This window comes from Pseudoalteromonas sp. Scap06, from assembly GCF_013394165.1.
Classification (GTDB): domain Bacteria; phylum Pseudomonadota; class Gammaproteobacteria; order Enterobacterales; family Alteromonadaceae; genus Pseudoalteromonas.
In genome coordinates this window covers 3,109,140-3,125,481 of sequence record NZ_CP041330.1, presented here as the reverse complement: position 1 = coordinate 3,125,481, position 16,342 = coordinate 3,109,140, and the positions used below count along the sequence as shown (strand labels likewise).

The 16,342-nt window shown below is 44.8% G+C and carries 16 protein-coding genes and 3 rRNA genes; 17 read left to right on the top strand and 2 right to left on the bottom strand.

Going from position 1 to position 16,342, the window contains the following annotated elements:
• Positions 1–10: 10 nt before the first annotated feature.
• From rpsN to rrf, 17 genes are all read left to right on the top strand, one after another.
• On the top strand, positions 11–316 hold the full coding sequence (rpsN, locus tag FLM47_RS14455; RefSeq protein WP_006794245.1) for a 30S ribosomal protein S14: 306 nt from the start codon (positions 11–13) through the stop codon (positions 314–316).
• Positions 317–337: 21 nt separating this feature from the next.
• On the top strand, positions 338–730 hold the full coding sequence (gene rpsH, locus FLM47_RS14450; RefSeq protein WP_008115392.1) for a 30S ribosomal protein S8: 393 nt from the start codon (positions 338–340) through the stop codon (positions 728–730).
• Positions 731–743: 13 nt separating this feature from the next.
• Complete coding sequence (gene rplF, locus FLM47_RS14445) at positions 744–1,277, top strand: 50S ribosomal protein L6 (protein WP_008115390.1); 534 nt, start codon at positions 744–746, stop codon at positions 1,275–1,277.
• A gap of 9 nt (positions 1,278–1,286) precedes the next feature.
• On the top strand, positions 1,287–1,637 hold the full coding sequence (gene rplR, locus FLM47_RS14440; protein WP_008115388.1) for a 50S ribosomal protein L18: 351 nt from the start codon (positions 1,287–1,289) through the stop codon (positions 1,635–1,637).
• A 9-nt stretch (positions 1,638–1,646) separates the two neighbouring features.
• Positions 1,647–2,153 (top strand): 30S ribosomal protein S5, encoded by a 507-nt coding sequence (gene rpsE, locus FLM47_RS14435; RefSeq protein WP_008115387.1) that lies wholly within the window; start codon positions 1,647–1,649, stop codon positions 2,151–2,153.
• Positions 2,154–2,156: 3 nt separating this feature from the next.
• Entirely contained in the window at positions 2,157–2,339 is a 183-nt protein-coding gene (gene rpmD, locus FLM47_RS14430) for a 50S ribosomal protein L30 (RefSeq protein WP_008115384.1), read from the top strand.
• A gap of 4 nt (positions 2,340–2,343) precedes the next feature.
• A complete protein-coding gene (gene rplO, locus FLM47_RS14425) occupies positions 2,344–2,778 on the top strand; it encodes a 50S ribosomal protein L15 (protein WP_008115382.1) in 435 nt (144 codons plus the stop codon).
• A 10-nt stretch (positions 2,779–2,788) separates the two neighbouring features.
• Positions 2,789–4,117 carry a preprotein translocase subunit SecY gene (gene secY / locus FLM47_RS14420; RefSeq protein ID WP_008115380.1) on the top strand — a complete coding sequence of 443 codons (1,329 nt, stop codon included), beginning with the start codon at positions 2,789–2,791 and terminating at the stop codon, positions 4,115–4,117.
• A 22-nt stretch (positions 4,118–4,139) separates the two neighbouring features.
• Positions 4,140–4,253: a 50S ribosomal protein L36 gene (rpmJ, locus tag FLM47_RS14415; protein WP_002959476.1), complete on the top strand. Its 114-nt coding sequence runs from the start codon at positions 4,140–4,142 to the stop codon at positions 4,251–4,253.
• Between the two features lie 125 nt (positions 4,254–4,378).
• Positions 4,379–4,735: a 30S ribosomal protein S13 gene (rpsM, locus tag FLM47_RS14410; protein WP_008115377.1), complete on the top strand. Its 357-nt coding sequence runs from the start codon at positions 4,379–4,381 to the stop codon at positions 4,733–4,735.
• 12 nt (positions 4,736–4,747) lie between these two features.
• Complete coding sequence (rpsK, locus tag FLM47_RS14405; protein WP_002959471.1) at positions 4,748–5,134, top strand: 30S ribosomal protein S11; 387 nt, start codon at positions 4,748–4,750, stop codon at positions 5,132–5,134.
• 21 nt (positions 5,135–5,155) lie between these two features.
• Complete coding sequence (rpsD, locus tag FLM47_RS14400; protein WP_002959461.1) at positions 5,156–5,776, top strand: 30S ribosomal protein S4; 621 nt, start codon at positions 5,156–5,158, stop codon at positions 5,774–5,776.
• A 24-nt stretch (positions 5,777–5,800) separates the two neighbouring features.
• Entirely contained in the window at positions 5,801–6,787 is a 987-nt protein-coding gene (gene rpoA / locus FLM47_RS14395) for a DNA-directed RNA polymerase subunit alpha (RefSeq protein ID WP_008115371.1), read from the top strand.
• A gap of 39 nt (positions 6,788–6,826) precedes the next feature.
• On the top strand, positions 6,827–7,228 hold the full coding sequence (gene rplQ, locus FLM47_RS14390) for a 50S ribosomal protein L17 (protein ID WP_008115370.1): 402 nt from the start codon (positions 6,827–6,829) through the stop codon (positions 7,226–7,228).
• 973 nt (positions 7,229–8,201) lie between these two features.
• Positions 8,202–9,737 (top strand): 16S ribosomal RNA (locus tag FLM47_RS14385).
• A gap of 285 nt (positions 9,738–10,022) precedes the next feature.
• Positions 10,023–12,907 (top strand): 23S ribosomal RNA (locus tag FLM47_RS14380).
• Positions 12,908–13,044: 137 nt separating this feature from the next.
• Positions 13,045–13,159 (top strand): 5S ribosomal RNA (rrf, locus tag FLM47_RS14375).
• Together the 16S, 23S and 5S rRNA genes form the textbook arrangement of a ribosomal RNA operon.
• A gap of 351 nt (positions 13,160–13,510) precedes the next feature.
• Here rrf and recG read toward each other — a convergent pair.
• Positions 13,511–15,592, bottom strand: coding sequence for an ATP-dependent DNA helicase RecG (recG, locus tag FLM47_RS14370; protein WP_178956712.1), 2,082 nt, complete (start codon positions 15,590–15,592; stop codon positions 13,511–13,513).
• A 57-nt stretch (positions 15,593–15,649) separates the two neighbouring features.
• Complete coding sequence (gene trmH / locus FLM47_RS14365) at positions 15,650–16,336, bottom strand: tRNA (guanosine(18)-2'-O)-methyltransferase TrmH (RefSeq protein WP_138606303.1); 687 nt, start codon at positions 16,334–16,336, stop codon at positions 15,650–15,652.
• Positions 16,337–16,342 lie beyond the last annotated feature (6 nt).

Sequence of the window (16,342 nt, the reverse complement as noted above, 5' to 3'; positions counted from 1 at the left end):
GGGTAGGGTTATGGCAAAGAATTCTATGAAAGCGCGCGAAGCAAAGCGCACTAAACTAGTTGCTCAGTACGCTGAAAAGCGTGCAGCACTAAAAGCTATCATCAGTGATGTTAATACATCTGAAGATGATCGTTGGGACGCGGTACTTAAGCTACAAGCTTTACCTCGTGATTCTAGCCCTGCACGTCAACGTAATCGTTGTAACATTACGGGCCGCCCACATGGTTTCCTTCGCAAATTCGGCATGAGCCGTATTAAAGTTCGCGAAGCAGCTATGCGCGGTGAAATTCCTGGCCTTAAAAAGGCTAGCTGGTAATAGAATCATGGGAGTAAGACTATGAGCTTGCAAGATCCTATCGCGGATTTATTTACACGAATCCGTAACGGTCAGTCAGCGAAGAAAGTATCTGTAACGATGCCTAATTCGAAACTGAAAGTAGCAGTAGCTAATGTATTAAAAAATGAAGGTTACATCGCAGACTTCGCAGTAAGTGGTGATGTTAAACCTGAGCTTTCTATCGAGTTAAAGTACTTCGAAGGCAAAGCTGTTATTGAAAATATCCAGCGTGTAAGTCGCCCTGGTCTACGTATCTATAAGAGACGTGACGAATTACCGAAGGTAATGGGTGGTTTAGGTATCGCTATCGTATCAACTTCTAAAGGCCTAATGACAGACCGCGCAGCACGTAGTGCAGGCGTTGGTGGTGAAATCATTGGTTTTGTAGCTTAATCGGAGGGGAACTATGTCTCGCATAGCAAAGGCACCAATAAACGTTCCTGCCGGTGTAGAAGTTACATTAAAAGGCCAGGAAATCACAGTTAAAGGCAAAAACGGTGAACTTACTCGTACTATCAACAATGCTGTTGAAGTACAAGTTAACGACAACGTTATTACAACTTTACCTCGTGAAGGCGTAGCCAATGCATGGGCACAAGCAGGTACTGCTCGCGCTCTAATCAACAACATGGTTGTTGGTACGCATGAAGGTTACGAGAAGAAACTTCAGTTAGTAGGTGTTGGTTACCGTGCTGCAGCTAAGGGCAAAGTTTTAGACTTAACTCTTGGTTTCTCGCACCCAGTTAATTTCGCAGTTCCTGAAGGAATTACGATTGAAACTCCAAGCCAAACAGAAGTTCTAGTTAAGGGCGTAGACAAGCAGTTAGTTGGTCAAACAGCTGCTAACATTCGTGCATACCGTAAACCTGAGCCTTATAAAGGTAAAGGTGTTCGTTATTCAGATGAGAATGTACGCCGTAAAGAGGCTAAGAAGAAGTAAGGTAAGACGATGGATAAAAAAACAGCTCGTCTACGTCGTGCTAAACGCACTCGTAGAAATTATATTGAACAAGGCACAACGCGTCTTGTTATCCACCGCACGCCACGTCACATTTACGCTCAAGTTGTAAACGCTGAGGGTAATGTACTGGCTGCTGCTTCTACTGTTGAGAAAGCTATTAGCGAAACAGTTAAAGGCACAGGCAACGTTGCAGCTGCACAAGCAGTTGGTAAAGCGGTTGCTGAACGTGCGGCTGACAAAGGCATCGAAAAGATTGCTTTTGATCGCAGTGGCTTTAAATATCACGGCCGTGTGAAGGCGCTAGCTGATGCTGCGCGTGAAGCCGGTTTGCAATTCTAGGAGTAGACAATGGCTAACGTAGAAGCAAAGCAACAACAGCCTGATTTAGCTGAAAAGCTAATCGCGGTGAACCGTGTGTCTAAAGTAGTTAAAGGTGGTCGTATCTTTAGCTTTACTGCACTAACTGTAGTTGGTGATGGCGCAGGTAAAGTAGGTTTCGGTTATGGTAAAGCACGTGAAGTTCCAGCTGCTATTCAAAAAGCAATGGAAAAAGCACGTCGTAACATGATCAACGTAGACCTAAATGGCAACACATTACAGCATCCTGTTAAAGGACGTCATGCTGGCTCACAAGTGTTTATGAAACCAGCATCTGAAGGTACTGGTATCATTGCAGGTGGTGCTATGCGTGCAGTACTTGAAGTGACTGGTGTGCAGAACGTACTTTCTAAATGTTACGGTTCTACTAACCCGATCAACGTTGTACGTGCAACGATCTCAGCTCTTGAGAACATGAATTCTCCTCAGTCGATCGCTGCAAAACGTGGTCTTCGAGTAGATGAGATTTTGGGGTAAACCATGGCTAATAAAACTGTAAAAGTAACACAAGTAAAAAGCTCTATCGGTCGTTTACCGAAGCATAAAGCTACATTACGCGGTCTTGGTTTACGTCGTATCAATCACACTGTTGAGTTAGAAGACACAGCATGTGTGCGTGGTATGATCAACCAGGTTTATTACATGGTTAAGGTAGAGGGGTAATTCGATGCATTTGAATACACTTTCACCTGCTGCAGGTTCAAAAACTGCTCCAAAACGTGTTGGTCGTGGTATCGGTTCTGGTCTTGGTAAGACTGGTGGCCGTGGTCACAAAGGTCAAAAATCACGTTCTGGCGGTAAAGTACGCGTTGGTTTTGAAGGCGGTCAAATGCCTATGCAACGTCGTCTACCTAAGTTCGGTTTCACTTCTCGCAAATCTTTAGTATCTGCAGAAATTAACCTATACGAAATCGCTAAAGTTGAAGGCGATGTGGTAGACCTAAGCGCGTTACAAGCAGCTGGTCTAGTTAAAAAGAACGTTCAGTTCGTTAAAGTTGTTAAATCTGGCGAAGTTTCACGCGCTGTTACCGTTAAAGGCCTTAAGGCTTCTAAAGGTGCACGCGAAGCTATCGAAGCTGCCGGAGGCAAGGTAGAAGACTAAGGAAGTACTAATGGCTAAACCAGGTCAAGATACACAAAGTGCACAAGGTGGACTTTCGGAATTGAAGCGCCGATTACTCTTCGTATTGGGTGCTATCATAATTTACCGTCTAGGTTCATTTGTGCCGATCCCTGGGATTGACGCCGCTGTACTTGCCGATTTCTTCGAGCAACAAAAGGGCACCATTGTTGAGATGTTCAACATGTTTAGCGGTGGTGCGCTTGAGCGAGCTTCAGTGTTAGCACTGGGTATCATGCCGTATATCTCGGCTTCGATTATTACGCAACTATTAACGCATATGTATCCGCCGTTTATAGAGCTTAAGAAAGAAGGTGAGCAAGGGCGTAAAAAGATAAGCCAGTACACACGCTACGGCACGCTTGTGCTTGCTACTATCCAATCAATCGGTATTGCCACAAGCTTACCGGGCATGATGAACGGGTTAGTTGTTAACCCAGGTATGGGATTCTATTTCACCGCAGTGGTGAGTTTAGTAACCGGTACTATGTTCCTTATGTGGTTGGGCGAACAGATAACAGAACGTGGTATCGGTAACGGTATCTCAGTTCTAATATTTGTTGGTATTGTAGCTAACCTGCCGTCTGCTATTGGTTCGACAGCCGAAATGGCGCGCCAAGGTGATTTGAATGTTTTTGTACTGTTGATGGTTGCGGTTATAGTATTCGCTGTTACTTATCTTGTTGTATTCTTTGAACGTGGTCAACGACGTATTGTTGTTAACTACGCCAAACGTCAACAAGGTCGTCAAGTATTTGCTGCTCAAAGCACGCATTTACCTCTGAAAGTAAATATGGCGGGTGTTATTCCACCAATCTTCGCTAGCAGTATAATTCTGTTCCCTGGTACAATTGCAAGCTGGTTCGGCCAGGGTGAAGGTCCGGTTGCTGATGTGCTACAAGCAATTGCTACAACGTTGACTCCAGGTCAGCCTTTGTATGCAATGGTTTTAGCTGCGGCTATCATCTTCTTCTGCTTTTTCTACACAGCGTTGGTTTTTAACCCGCGTGAAACAGCAGACAACCTGAAAAAATCTGGCGCATTTATCCCAGGTATTCGTCCAGGTGAGCAGACATCTAAATACATTGATAAAGTGATGACACGCCTGACATTGGCAGGTGCTTTGTATATAACCTTTATCTGTCTGGTGCCCGAATTCATGACTATGGCATGGCAAACGCCATTCTATTTCGGCGGTACATCAATTTTGATTATCGTTGTTGTAATCATGGACTTTATGGCACAAGTACAGACGCATCTGATGTCACATCAGTATGATTCTGTGCTGAAAAAAGCGAACCTTAAAGGCTACGGTCGATAAGGTCAGTTTACGGAGTTGAGCAATGAAAGTACGTGCTTCCGTTAAGAAAATATGCCGTAACTGTAAAGTTATTAAACGTGCTGGTGTAGTACGCGTAATTTGCAGTGAGCCTAAGCATAAGCAAAGGCAAGGCTAAGTAAACAGTCGTGCAGGCTGAGGTTTCTCGGCCTGTGTTTTTAGTTGTGATTTGGTCTTCGTTTGAGTATCCTTACGGGCTTTTCAAACAGATGATTACCAAATTCAAATATAGGAGATGTGTTAGTGGCCCGTATCGCTGGCATTAACGTCCCTGATCATAAACATGCAGTTATTGGTTTAACAGCTATTTATGGCATAGGTAAGACTCGCTCTAAGGCTATCTTAGAAGCGACTGGTATCGCCGAGACCACAAAAATCGGTGAACTTTCAGACGAAACACTTGACGTACTGCGTGAAGCAGTTGGCAAGTACACTGTAGAAGGTGACCTTCGTCGTGAAGTTACTTTGAATATCAAGCGCCTTATGGACCTTGGTTGTTTCCGTGGCCTACGTCACCGTCGCTCTTTACCACTTCGTGGTCAAAGAACAAAGACTAACGCGCGTACCCGTAAGGGTCCTCGTAAGCCTATTAAGCGATAAGGGGATAGTAAAATGGCTAAGACACCAATTCGTCGTAAAAAGGTTAAAAAGCAAGTTGCTGATGGTATGGCTCATGTTCATGCGTCTTTCAACAACACTATTGTAACGATTACCGACCGTCAAGGTAATGCACTATCATGGGCTACTGCCGGTGGTTCAGGTTTCCGTGGTTCACGTAAATCTACTCCATTCGCTGCTCAGGTTGCTGCAGAGCGTGCAGGTACTGCTGCTCAAGAATACGGTTTAAAAAATCTAGAAGTTTTCATCAAAGGTCCAGGTCCAGGTCGTGAATCTGCTGTACGTGCTTTGAATGCTGCTGGTTACCGTATCACCAACATTACTGACGTGACGCCAATACCACATAATGGTTGTCGTCCACCGAAGAAACGTCGCGTTTAACAATAGGTTAGGAGAAATAACATGGCAAGATATTTGGGCCCTAAGCTCAAGCTGAGTCGTCGTGAAGGTACTGACCTGTTCCTTAAGAGCGGCGTAAGAGCTATCGACTCTAAGTGTAAACTTGAGACTGCACCTGGTCAGCACGGCGCTCGTAAAGGACGCTTATCTGATTACGGTTTACAATTACGTGAAAAGCAAAAAGTACGTCGTATTTACGGTGTATTAGAAAAGCAATTCCGTAACTACTACAAAGAAGCTGCTCGCCTTAAAGGCAACACAGGTGAAAACTTGTTACAGCTTTTAGAGCAACGTTTAGACAATGTTGTATATCGCATGGGTTTTGCTAGCACACGCGCTGAAGCACGTCAGTTAGTAAGCCACAAAGCGATTCTAGTTAATGGTCGTGTTGTGAATATTCCTTCATACGTAATTACTCCAGAAGATACTGTTGTAATCCGTGAGAAGTCTAAAACACAAGCACGTATCATCGCTGCTCTAGAGTTGGCTGAGCAACGTGAAAAGCCGACTTGGGTTGAAGTTGACGGTAAGAAATTGGAAGGTAGCTTCAAGCGCCTACCTGAGCGTTCAGATCTGTCTGCGGACATTAATGAACAACTAATCGTCGAACTTTACTCTAAGTAAAGTTAAGAGTTAAGAGAGGATAAAATGCAGGGTTCTGTTACAGAATTTCTAAAACCAAGGTTAGTCGATATCGACGCTATCAACCCAACGCGTTCTAAAGTAGTTTTAGAACCACTCGAGCGTGGCTTTGGTCACACTTTGGGTAATGCCTTACGCCGTATACTGTTATCATCTATGCCTGGATGTGCAGTAACTGAAGTTGAAATCGACGGTGTATTGCATGAGTACAGCGCGAAAGAAGGCGTACAAGAAGACATCATTGAAATACTACTAAACCTTAAAGGTCTAGCGGTAACGTTAGAAGGCAAAGATGAAGTTTTTCTGACCCTGACTAAATCTGGTGTAGGCCCTGTGACTGCGGCAGATATTCAGCACGATGGCGATGTAACAATTGCTAACCCAGATCATGTTATTTGTAATTTAACAACAAATAACAGCGAGATCAGCATGCGTATTCGTGTTGAGCGTGGTCGTGGTTATGTGCCGGCATCTAGTCGTTTATCCTCTGATGACGATGAGCGTCCAATTGGTCGATTGCTGCTTGATGCATCATTCAGCCCAGTTGAACGTATTGCGTACTCGGTTGAATCAGCCCGTGTTGAGCAACGTACAGACTTAGACAAGTTAATCATTGATATGGAAACAAACGGCACTTTAGATCCTGAAGAAGCGATCCGCCGTGCGTCTACTATCTTAGCTGAGCAATTAGATGCATTCGTAGATTTACGTGATGTAACTGAGCCAGAAGAGAAAGAAGAGAAGCCAGAATTCGATCCTATTCTACTTCGTCCAGTTGATGATCTTGAATTAACAGTACGTTCAGCAAACTGTTTGAAAGCCGAGCAAATTCAATATATCGGTGATTTAGTTCAGCGCACTGAAGTTGAGCTTCTTAAAACGCCTAATCTAGGTAAGAAGTCTCTAACTGAAATAAAAGACGTGCTAGCTTCACGTGGTCTTTCTCTAGGCATGCGCCTAGAAAATTGGCCGCCTGCAAGCCTAGCTGAATAATCTAAATCACTATATTAGTTTAGTTAGAAGGATAGGGTCATGCGCCATCGTAAGAGTGGTCGTCAATTAAACCGTAACAGTAGCCATCGTAAAGCGATGTTCAGCAATATGGCAGGTTCTTTGGTGAAACATGAAATCATCAAAACTACTTTGCCTAAAGCGAAAGAGTTACGCCGTGTAATTGAACCTTTAATCACACTGGCTAAGACTGACAGTGTAGCAAATCGCCGTTTAGCGTTTGCTCGCACGCGTGATAATGAAGTAGTTGGTAAGTTATTCAGTGAAATCGGTCCTCGTAATGCGGATCGTCCAGGTGGTTACACTCGTATTCTTAAGTGTGGCTTCCGTGCTGGTGATAATGCACCAATGGCTTATATTGAACTAGTTGGTCGCCCAGCGGCGAGCGAAGAAGTTCAAGAAGACGCGCAGTCTGCAGAGTAAGTCTTAAAGAGACACCAAAAAGCCGAGCTTATGCTCGGCTTTTTAATATCTAAAATTCACACAAAATGAATAAAGCTTTTAGCTCTATTATTTATAGCAAATTTATTCTCATTTCTTTCATCTAATAAAATAGCCTAACTAGAATCGACGAATCATAATGCGAGCGTTTAGGACTGCTATCTTTCTATTTATAAGTAAAGTTATTTAGACTAATAAATATATGACCATGTAACGACTTTTACAGTTTATAGTTATTAATATAAAAAAGTTCGAAATAGTTGATACCCACCAATAGCTCATTAACTTTATATAGTAGAGCCCTTGCCTGATGTATTTATTCGCCACTAATCTAAATGGCCATATAAAGTTAAACAATTTCTTTTCTTGGTAATAGCTACAAAAACTATGAAAAGATTTTTCCAAAAAATAAGTTTTTACAGCTTTAAAGGCGAAATATGATTAGGTTTAGTTGTCTTTTTAAGCGTTTAGTCTAAATATCAAGCGAACAGTCATTTATTTCAATTTTTCTTCAAAAAAGGGTTGATCTGTTTTCGGATCTCCCTATAATGCGACCCCACTGAGACGGCAGAACGCAACGCATAGCGAGGCACGAGCTACTCAGTGAGTCGAGTAAAACTTAGTTTTGAAAACTTTCAAGTTTAACAAAATTAAGTGTTGACAAAAAAATAGGAAAGCGTAATATGCGCAGCCCTAGCGAGATAAAGTTTAACGCTTTAATCGCAACGTTCTTTAACAATATAAAGCAATCATCTGTGTGGGCACTCGTACAGATTGAGTTCTAACAGCCAAGCTTAGTTTACTAAGTGAGGCAAACAAATTTAGAGTCTCAATTGAAACTGAGTGACCAACAGCAATAACTACTTAGGTAGGAATTGCAGCACAGTCAATTCAATATCGAAAGATATTAAATAAATTCAGAATTCATTGAGCTGTCGAAAGACATAAAACTTTTTAATTGAAGAGTTTGATCATGGCTCAGATTGAACGCTGGCGGCAGGCCTAACACATGCAAGTCGAGCGGTAACAGAAAGTAGCTTGCTACTTTGCTGACGAGCGGCGGACGGGTGAGTAATGCTTGGGAACATGCCTTGAGGTGGGGGACAACAGTTGGAAACGACTGCTAATACCGCATAATGTCTACGGACCAAAGGGGGCTTCGGCTCTCGCCTTTAGATTGGCCCAAGTGGGATTAGCTAGTTGGTGAGGTAATGGCTCACCAAGGCGACGATCCCTAGCTGGTTTGAGAGGATGATCAGCCACACTGGGACTGAGACACGGCCCAGACTCCTACGGGAGGCAGCAGTGGGGAATATTGCACAATGGGCGCAAGCCTGATGCAGCCATGCCGCGTGTGTGAAGAAGGCCTTCGGGTTGTAAAGCACTTTCAGTCAGGAGGAAAGGTTAGTAGTTAATACCTGCTAGCTGTGACGTTACTGACAGAAGAAGCACCGGCTAACTCCGTGCCAGCAGCCGCGGTAATACGGAGGGTGCGAGCGTTAATCGGAATTACTGGGCGTAAAGCGTACGCAGGCGGTTTGTTAAGCGAGATGTGAAAGCCCCGGGCTCAACCTGGGAACTGCATTTCGAACTGGCAAACTAGAGTGTGATAGAGGGTGGTAGAATTTCAGGTGTAGCGGTGAAATGCGTAGAGATCTGAAGGAATACCGATGGCGAAGGCAGCCACCTGGGTCAACACTGACGCTCATGTACGAAAGCGTGGGGAGCAAACAGGATTAGATACCCTGGTAGTCCACGCCGTAAACGATGTCTACTAGAAGCTCGGAACCTCGGTTCTGTTTTTCAAAGCTAACGCATTAAGTAGACCGCCTGGGGAGTACGGCCGCAAGGTTAAAACTCAAATGAATTGACGGGGGCCCGCACAAGCGGTGGAGCATGTGGTTTAATTCGATGCAACGCGAAGAACCTTACCTACACTTGACATACAGAGAACTTACCAGAGATGGTTTGGTGCCTTCGGGAACTCTGATACAGGTGCTGCATGGCTGTCGTCAGCTCGTGTTGTGAGATGTTGGGTTAAGTCCCGCAACGAGCGCAACCCCTATCCTTAGTTGCTAGCAGGTAATGCTGAGAACTCTAAGGAGACTGCCGGTGATAAACCGGAGGAAGGTGGGGACGACGTCAAGTCATCATGGCCCTTACGTGTAGGGCTACACACGTGCTACAATGGCGCATACAGAGTGCTGCGAACTCGCGAGAGTAAGCGAATCACTTAAAGTGCGTCGTAGTCCGGATTGGAGTCTGCAACTCGACTCCATGAAGTCGGAATCGCTAGTAATCGCGTATCAGAATGACGCGGTGAATACGTTCCCGGGCCTTGTACACACCGCCCGTCACACCATGGGAGTGGGTTGCTCCAGAAGTAGATAGTCTAACCCTCGGGAGGACGTTTACCACGGAGTGATTCATGACTGGGGTGAAGTCGTAACAAGGTAGCCCTAGGGGAACCTGGGGCTGGATCACCTCCTTATACGATTTAGAACTTATTTGTTCGTAGTGTCCACACAGATGATTGTTAGTTAGTTTGCTCTTTGAGTTTACTAATTAATATGCTCTTTAAAAATTTGGAAAAGCTGATAATAAAATTCGTATGAATACATTGTATTTGTACAGAGTTTTCAAAAGTAAAAAAGAATGATAGCAGTATCATTCAGTGCCATTTAATCCTCGGATTAATTGGTATCTACTTTAGTATTCAATATTAACTTCTGGCGAAGTTAAACTGTCACAAAACAAAGACCCGTTTGGGTTGTATGGTTAAGTGACTAAGCGTACACGGTGGATGCCTTGGCAGTTGGAGGCGATGAAGGACGTATTAACTTGCGATAAGCCTAGTCAAGCTAGTAAAAAGCACTTGAGACTAGGATTTCCGAATGGGGAAACCCACCTGCTTGCAGGTATCGTTAACTGAATACATAGGTTAACGAGGCGAACGCGGAGAACTGAAACATCTAAGTACCCGTAGGAAAAGAAATCAACCGAGATTCCGATAGTAGCGGCGAGCGAAATCGGAACAGCCCTTAAGCTTATTATGTGTTAATGGAAGGCTCTGGAAAGTGCCACGATACAGGGTGATAGTCCCGTACATGAAAACGCATTTTAAGTGAAATCGAGTAGGTCGGAGCACGTGAAACTTTGACTGAATATAGGTGGACCATCATCTAAGGCTAAATACTCCCAACTGACCGATAGTGAACCAGTACCGTGAGGGAAAGGCGAAAAGAACCCCTGTGAGGGGAGTGAAATAGAACCTGAAACCGTGTACGTACAAGCAGTAGGAGCCCCTCGAGGGTGACTGCGTACCTTTTGTATAATGGGTCAGCGACTTATATTTTGTAGCGAGGTTAACCGATTAGGGTAGCCGTAGGGAAACCGAGTCTTAACTGGGCGAATAGTTGCAAGGTATAGACCCGAAACCCGGTGATCTAGCCATGGGCAGGTTGAAGATTGAGTAACATCAATTGGAGGACCGAACCCACTAACGTTGAAAAGTTAGGGGATGACCTGTGGTTAGGAGTGAAAGGCTAATCAAACCGGGAGATAGCTGGTTCTCCCCGAAATCTATTTAGGTAGAGCCTCGGACGAATACTTACGGGGGTAGAGCACTGTTAAGGCTAGGGGGTCATCCCGACTTACCAACCCTTTGCAAACTCCGAATACCGTAAAGTAATATCCGGGAGACACACGGCGGGTGCTAACGTCCGTCGTGAAGAGGGAAACAACCCAGACCGCCAGCTAAGGTCCCAAAGTCATAGTTAAGTGGGAAACGATGTGGAAAGGCCCAGACAGCCAGGAGGTTGGCTTAGAAGCAGCCATCCTTTAAAGAAAGCGTAATAGCTCACTGGTCGAGTCGGTCTGCGCGGAAGATGTAACGGGGCTAAACTATGCACCGAAGCTGCGGATTCAGAATTTATTCTGAGTGGTAGGGGAGCGTTCTGTAAGCGGTTGAAGGTGTACCGGGAGGTATGCTGGACGTATCAGAAGTGCGAATGCTGACATGAGTAACGATAATGCGGGTGAAAAACCCGCACGCCGGAAGACCAAGGGTTCCTATCCCATGTTAATCAGGGTAGGGTAAGTCGACCCCTAAGGCGAGGCCGAAAGGCGTAGTCGATGGGAAACGGATTAATATTTCCGTACTTGGTATAATTGCGATGGGGGGACGGAGCAGGCTAAGCAAGCATGGCGATGGTAGTCCATGTGAAAGTGTGTAGGCTAGTGACTTAGGTAAATCCGGGTTGCTGTTAGGCTGAGACACGAGACGAGTCACTACGGTGATGAAGTTGCTGATGCCATACTTCCAGGAAAAGCCTCTAAGCTTCAGATTATACCGAATCGTACCCCAAACCGACACAGGTGGTCAGGTAGAGAATACTAAGGCGCTTGAGAGAACTCGGGTGAAGGAACTAGGCAAAATCGTACCGTAACTTCGGGAGAAGGTACGCTCCGATTGGTGATGAGACTTGCTCTCTAAGCTGATTGGAGCCGCAGTGACCAGGTGGCTGGGACTGTTTATTAAAAACACAGCACTGTGCAAAATCGCAAGATGACGTATACGGTGTGACACCTGCCCGGTGCCGGAAGGTTAATTGATGGGGTTATCTTCGGAGAAGCTCTTGATCGAAGCCCCGGTAAACGGCGGCCGTAACTATAACGGTCCTAAGGTAGCGAAATTCCTTGTCGGGTAAGTTCCGACCTGCACGAATGGTGTAACCATGGCCACGCTGTCTCCACCCGAGACTCAGTGAAATTGAAATCGCAGTGAAGATGCTGTGTACCCGCGGCTAGACGGAAAGACCCCGTGAACCTTTACTACAGCTTGGCACTGAACATTGAACCTACATGTGTAGGATAGGTGGGAGACTTTGAAGCAGAGACGCTAGTTTTTGTGGAGTCGTCCTTGAAATACCACCCTTGTAGTTTTGATGTTCTAACGTTGGCCCCTGAATCGGGGTTACGGACAGTGCCTGGTGGGTAGTTTGACTGGGGCGGTCTCCTCCCAAAGAGTAACGGAGGAGCACGAAGGTTGGCTAAGTACGGTCGGACATCGTACGGTTAGTGTAATGGTAGAAGCCAGCTTAACTGCGAGACAGACACGTCGAGCAGGTACGAAAGTAGGTCATAGTGATCCGGTGGTTCTGAATGGAAGGGCCATCGCTCAACGGATAAAAGGTACTCCGGGGATAACAGGCTGATACCGCCCAAGAGTTCATATCGACGGCGGTGTTTGGCACCTCGATGTCGGCTCATCACATCCTGGGGCTGAAGTCGGTCCCAAGGGTATGGCTGTTCGCCATTTAAAGTGGTACGCGAGCTGGGTTTAGAACGTCGTGAGACAGTTCGGTCCCTATCTGCCGTGGGCGTTTGAGAATTGAGAGGGGTTGCTCCTAGTACGAGAGGACCGGAGTGAACGAACCGCTGGTGTTCGGGTTGTCATGCCAATGGCATTGCCCGGTAGCTACGTTCGGAACTGATAAGCGCTGAAAGCATCTAAGCGCGAAGCAGGCCTCGAGATGAGTTCTCACTAGACTTTTAAAGTCTCTGAAGGGCCGTTGAAGACTACAACGTTGATAGGCAAGATGTGGAAGTGGTGTGAGCCATTAAGCTAACTTGTACTAATTACCCGTGAGGCTTAACCATACAACGCCAAACGCGTTTTATGTGATAGTGAAACAAGCGAAGAAGTTAATATAACTAAAGTAGATTACTGAAGACATTTTATTATCAGAATTCCAAATTTTAGTAAGCTCGATTAAATCGAACTTACACCAAATTTGCTTGGTGACAATAGCGTTTTGGACCCACCTGACCCCATGCCGAACTCAGTAGTGAAACGAAACAGCGCCGATGATAGTGTAGCATTTGTTATGTGAAAGTAGGTCATTACCAGGCTCCAAATAAGAGAAACCCGTTACAGAAATGTGACGGTTTTTTTGCTGTTTGAAGGAAAGCAAAATGCGCACATTCACCCAGCACCTATCGCGTAGGTTGGGCGAGCGAAGCGACTCCCGACACAATGATAGTATCCCATTTTTTATGTGGCTTTCCATCGCTGTGGACACTACGACATTCTAGGGCATTGTCGCTCGACTCCAAATACAAGAAAGCCCGATTCGAAAGAGTTGGGCTTTTTTACGTCTGTAGGAGAGTGAAAACATAGGTGTAAGTTTATGGGCATGAAGTTACGGTATAAGGGAATAACTAGTTGGGAAAATTAATATGTGGCTTTATGCGAATAAGTTACTAAGCTTGTGCGTAATTTGACTTGTTGCCTAACCAGCGTTGAATGAGAGGGTCTACATACTGAGGATATTGCTTCAACATCTGTTGTGCTATGGGTCTAACTTGATTTAAGGCTTGCTTATCTCTAGTTAAGTCTGCAATTTTAAATTCTGCTAAGCCGGTTTGTTTGGTCCCAAGAACTTCACCTGGGCCGCGTATTTCTAAATCACGTTCTGCGATAACAAATCCGTCGTTACTATCGCGCAGTACTCCTAACCGTTTCTGTGCGGTATGTGAAAGCGGTGCATGGTATAAAAGCACGCAGTGAGATGCCGTAGCTCCACGGCCTACGCGGCCACGTAGTTGGTGAAGCTGTGCTAAACCTAGGCGCTCAGGGTTTTCGATAATAATCAAACTCGCATTAGGCACATCAACCCCAACTTCGATCACGGTTGTTGCCACAAGTACATGAATTTTACCCGCTTTAAAGTCGCTCATAATGGCTTGCTTTTCCGTAGCTTTCATTCGCCCATGGACTAAGCCAATAGCAAGCTCAGGTAATGCTTCTTTTAGCTGTAATGCACTGTCTTCCGCTGCTTGGCATTGTAGTACTTCAGACTCGTCTATTAGTGTACATACCCAGTAAACCTGTCGACCTTGTTCGTTACAGGCAAGTTTTACGCGACTAATAATGTCATCTCGACGAGTATCAGGAATCGCAACTGTAGTGATAGGAGTCCGCCCAGGTGGTAATTCGTCAATCACTGAGGTTTCTAAGTCTGCATAGGCAGTCATCGCCAGCGTACGTGGTATAGGAGTTGCTGTCATTACTAGCTGATGTGGATAACAATCACCAAAACGGCCTTTTTCACGCAATGATAAACGTTGATGAACTCCAAAGCGGTGTTGTTCATCAATAATGATAAGTACAAGATTGTTAAATTTTACTTCATCTTGAAATAACGCATGGGTACCGATAATCATTTGCGCTTCACCTGAGGCAATCATTGCAAGTGTACTTACGCGCTCTTTACCTTTTGTTTTACCACCTAACCAAGCAACCGTTATTCCAAGGCTTTCAAACCAGCTAGAAAAGTTGATTCCGTGTTGCTCTGACAATATCTCTGTTGGCGCCATTAATGCGACCTGGTAGCCTTTTGCTATCGCAGTTAACGCGCTCAGTGCTGCGACTAGTGTTTTACCAGAGCCAACGTCCCCTTGGACAAGTCGCATCATAGGGTAAGCGTGTTGCATATCTGCTTTAATTTCTGATACCACACGGCTTTGTGCATTGGTTGGCGCAAAGGGTAATTGTGCTAAAAATTGTGTTTCTAATGAATTAGTGGGCTCAAGTGCAACGGCTTTAACTTGCTGCCCCTGTTCTCTTACTTTTAATAAACTGAGATTTTGCGCCAGTAATTCTTCAAATACGAGTCGCTGCTGTGCTGGGTGAGTCCCTTGTTCAAGCGCAATGATATCTACATCATTAGGGGGGCGGTGTAGTAATAATAACGCATCACTTAACGGTAGTTGCGATGGTTGCCATTGTTGGGGAAGTAGCTCTTCTACTGCATACTTTTGAAGTAATTCTATTGCCTGTTCACTCAACGCCCTAATGGAGAGCTGCTTTAACCCCTCGGTTGTTGAATAGACTGGCGTAAGTGTTGATGATGTTGGTTGTTGTTCAAAAGTGTCGCTAATACTGTATTCAGGATGACTCATTTCAAAGCCAATACGTCCGCGACGTATTTCGCCAAAGCAACGAATTATTTTGCCTGTGCTAAATGCATTTTTTTGTGCTGCGGTAAAATTAAAAAATCGTAGTGTTAACCTACCTGTACCATCATTTATTTGGCAAACCAGCATGCGCCGCTTTCCAAAGGTTATTTGACTGGTTTCAATGGTTGCTTGAACAGTTACGTGGCTATGAGGGGTCAACTCACTAATTGTATAAATACGGGTTCTGTCTTCATACCTAAGCGGCAAATGAAATAGCATGTCCTGTACTGTACTAATACCTAGCTTTAAAAGCCGTTCAGCCATTTTAGGACCAACGCCTTTAAGTTCTGTGATTGGGTATTGGCTTAAGCTAGGTTTAGACAATGTAGGCTCAATTATTATTATTTAGTAAGTTAAGTGTACTGATACACTGTATATGCATCAAGTATGTTTTAACGCCTGCCAAAACTGTTCATCAGCAACAATTTCGCCGTTTTCATCAAGAGCAGGGTAAGGTAGGTTTTTTTGTTTGCATTGCCTTGCAATAATTGGGTGGCAGCCTTCAAAGTACATTGGGTGCTTAATTTCTTCACTCAGCATATTTCTATTGTATAAACCAGCTAGATCACGTTGACGCTGCGCCTCAAATAAAATTAGGGCTGCTGCAACTGATACATTTAACGACTGCACCATGCCTTGCATTGGAATAATGATGTTTTGATCTGCATACTCTAAGGCTTGTGGAGAGATCCCCGTTTTTTCTTGGCCGACAATAATTGCAGTCGGTTTAGTATAATCAATTTCTCTGAAGTCGACAGCATCTTCACTTAAATGCGTCGCTAAAATTTGTACATCAGGATTATGAGTACGCATACTCGCAACGGCATCATCTATGTTTCTGTGAAGATGTGTGTCTAACCAGTTTTTACTGCCACCTGAGGTATTATTGGTTAGCCACTTTTGTTTTTCTGGCCACACGGCATGCACATGATGACAACCAACGGCATCAGCCGTTCTAACAATTGCTGATAAGTTATGGTGTTTGTGTACGTCTTCTAAGCATACGGTAAGGTCGGTTTGACGACGTGAAAGTACATTTTCAATTCTTTGGTAACGAGTTTGCTGCATGGGAGT

Coding starts and splice junctions, on each gene's coding strand:
- rpsN (WP_006794245.1), top strand. CDS start 11: ATGGCAAAGAATTCTATGAAAGCGCGCGAAGCAAAGCGCACTAAACTA.
- rpsH (WP_008115392.1), top strand. CDS start 338: ATGAGCTTGCAAGATCCTATCGCGGATTTATTTACACGAATCCGTAAC.
- rplF (WP_008115390.1), top strand. CDS start 744: ATGTCTCGCATAGCAAAGGCACCAATAAACGTTCCTGCCGGTGTAGAA.
- rplR (WP_008115388.1), top strand. CDS start 1,287: ATGGATAAAAAAACAGCTCGTCTACGTCGTGCTAAACGCACTCGTAGA.
- rpsE (WP_008115387.1), top strand. CDS start 1,647: ATGGCTAACGTAGAAGCAAAGCAACAACAGCCTGATTTAGCTGAAAAG.
- rpmD (WP_008115384.1), top strand. CDS start 2,157: ATGGCTAATAAAACTGTAAAAGTAACACAAGTAAAAAGCTCTATCGGT.
- rplO (WP_008115382.1), top strand. CDS start 2,344: ATGCATTTGAATACACTTTCACCTGCTGCAGGTTCAAAAACTGCTCCA.
- secY (WP_008115380.1), top strand. CDS start 2,789: ATGGCTAAACCAGGTCAAGATACACAAAGTGCACAAGGTGGACTTTCG.
- rpmJ (WP_002959476.1), top strand. CDS start 4,140: ATGAAAGTACGTGCTTCCGTTAAGAAAATATGCCGTAACTGTAAAGTT.
- rpsK (WP_002959471.1), top strand. CDS start 4,748: ATGGCTAAGACACCAATTCGTCGTAAAAAGGTTAAAAAGCAAGTTGCT.
- rpsD (WP_002959461.1), top strand. CDS start 5,156: ATGGCAAGATATTTGGGCCCTAAGCTCAAGCTGAGTCGTCGTGAAGGT.
- rpoA (WP_008115371.1), top strand. CDS start 5,801: ATGCAGGGTTCTGTTACAGAATTTCTAAAACCAAGGTTAGTCGATATC.
- rplQ (WP_008115370.1), top strand. CDS start 6,827: ATGCGCCATCGTAAGAGTGGTCGTCAATTAAACCGTAACAGTAGCCAT.
- trmH (WP_138606303.1), bottom strand. CDS start 16,336: ATGCAGCAAACTCGTTACCAAAGAATTGAAAATGTACTTTCACGTCGT.